Annotated in this window: 3 protein-coding genes; 2 read left to right on the top strand and 1 reads right to left on the bottom strand. The window is 67.3% G+C overall.

The window, feature by feature from the left end; translation table 11 throughout:
* On the bottom strand, nt 1–253 hold a 253-nt coding region (locus tag ACRDUX_RS21055), incomplete at its 3' end, for a hypothetical protein (RefSeq protein WP_526416127.1).
* 153 nt (nt 254–406) lie between these two features.
* Here ACRDUX_RS21055 and ACRDUX_RS21050 point away from each other — a divergent pair.
* Nucleotides 407–1,096, top strand: a complete 690-nt coding sequence (locus tag ACRDUX_RS21050) for a TRIC cation channel family protein (protein ID WP_526416125.1) — start codon at nt 407–409, stop codon at nt 1,094–1,096.
* A gap of 19 nt (nt 1,097–1,115) precedes the next feature.
* On the top strand, nt 1,116–1,918 hold an 803-nt coding region (locus ACRDUX_RS21045; RefSeq protein WP_526416128.1), incomplete at its 3' end, for an amidohydrolase.

Below are 1,918 nucleotides of genomic sequence, written 5' to 3'. Positions count from 1 at the left end.
GCGTGTTGTGCATCACCACCTGCACACCGTCCTTCGCCAGTCTGCCCAGCTGATCCAGATATCGGAAGGTGTCCAAAAAGGTTGCCGCCCACGGATTGCCGCCGCAGGCAGCGTCGGCCACCTCGGTCACCCACAACGGAGTGCCAGGTTCGTAGTGATCGCGCAAACCGCCGTAATAGGCGCGGGTCTGACTGGTCCGTCCCAGCCAATCCTCGGAAAGCGCGTCCGCGGGGGCGGTCTGGGGCATGCCCATGCCGGCGCAGCGTTGCGATGCCGTTCAGCCATTCACTGATCGCGTCCTTATGGCCGGGGACGATGTTGATGACTGTGACGACTGGGTACCCGTTGGCCGGTTAACGTGTGGGGGTGCCGACGGTTCCAGGCACGGCTGGGGAGGACGGGTGCGATGGCGACTGGTTTCGTCTCAGTGCCAGAACTGGTGCGGGTGCTCGATCTGACAGGGGTCTTCGCCAACGCCCTCCTCGGCGGCGCGGTCGCGCGCAGCCATCGATTCGACCCGGTCGGCTTCGCAGCGCTGGCGATCGTGTCGGGTCTGGGCGGTGGCCTGATCCGCGACACCCTGCTGCAGCACGGCACGCCAGTGGCATTGACGAATTACGCCTACCTGACCACAGCGTTGATCGGTGCGGCAGTCGCGTTCGCGGTCCGGTTCGAGGGGCACCTCTGGGAGCGGCTGTTTCCGTTGGTGGACGCCCTGGCGCTCGGCTGCTGGGCCGCGGTCGGCGCACAGAAGACCCTCGCCCTCGGGCTGGGATGGCTGCCGGCGATTCTGTTGGGAACGGTGACCGCGGTCGGCGGCGGCGCGGTACGTGACATCGCCGTCGGCAGGATTCCGACGATCTTCGGCGGCAACACCCTGTATGCGACATGCGCGGTGATCGCCAGTGCGACACTGGTACTCATCCAGCTCTGGGGGTACCCGCAGGCAGGTCTGCTCGTCGCGACGGTCGTGGGCGCGGTGTTGTGCCTGCTGGCGCGCTGGCGGGGCTGGATCCTGCCCGAACAAGTCGCCTGGCGACGGCCCGGCCGCTTCGGCAGCCGCGCACGAAAGGAGCGTGAGGACCCCGATGACTAGCGACTCACCCAGCACGACCGTGCTGGCCGGACTGGGCAACATTCGAGGTTGGCAGGAAGAGTTCTACCGCGACCTCCACCGGCACCCCGAACTATCGCATCAGGAGCACCGCACGGCGGCACGGGTCGTCGAGCAGTTGAGTGCGACCGACTTTTCGGTGCACGAGGGTGTCGGCGGCACCGGTGTCGTCGGAGTCCTGCGCAATGGGGACGGCCCCACCGTGCTATTGCGGGCCGACATGGACGCCCTACCGGTCAGAGAGGCGACCGGTCTGGCCTACGCCAGCACGACCACGGTGACCGATGCGGCCGGAGCCGAGATGCCGGTGATGCATGCCTGCGGCCATGACGTCCACGTCACCTGCCTACTCGGTGCCGCACAGCTACTCTCCGACGGCGTCGCGAACTGGAGCGGTACCGCCGTGGCTTTGTTCCAGCCGGCCGAGGAGGTCGGAAACGGCGCCCGTGCGATGGTCGAGGATCATCTGGGCGAACTCATCCCGAAAGTCGACGTCGCCCTGGCCCAACACGTGCTGCCAGGCCCGGCGGGAGTCGTCGGCACCCACTCCGGACCGTTCCTTTCCGCGGCCGACAGCATGCGAATCACCGTCCATGGCCGCGGCGGGCATGGATCGATGCCACAGGCGACGGTCGACCCGGTGGTGCTGGCCGCGATGATCGTCATCCGGCTGCAGACCGTCATCTCCCGGGAGACGGCGCCGGGGGAGACTGCGGTTCTCACCGTCGGCAGCATCGCCGCCGGCACCAAGAGCAATGTCATCTCAGATCACGCCGTGCTTCAGCTCAACGTCCGGACCTACAG

Source organism: Mycobacterium sp. (assembly GCF_050701675.1).
GTDB lineage: Bacteria > Actinomycetota > Actinomycetes > Mycobacteriales > Mycobacteriaceae > Mycobacterium.
This window is presented reverse-complemented; position numbering and strand designations above follow the sequence as displayed.

What these genes read in the sequence shown, in the direction of transcription:
- ACRDUX_RS21050 (WP_526416125.1), top strand. Translation starts at nt 407, where the DNA reads ATGGCGACTGGTTTCGTCTCAGTGCCAGAACTGGTGCGGGTGCTCGAT.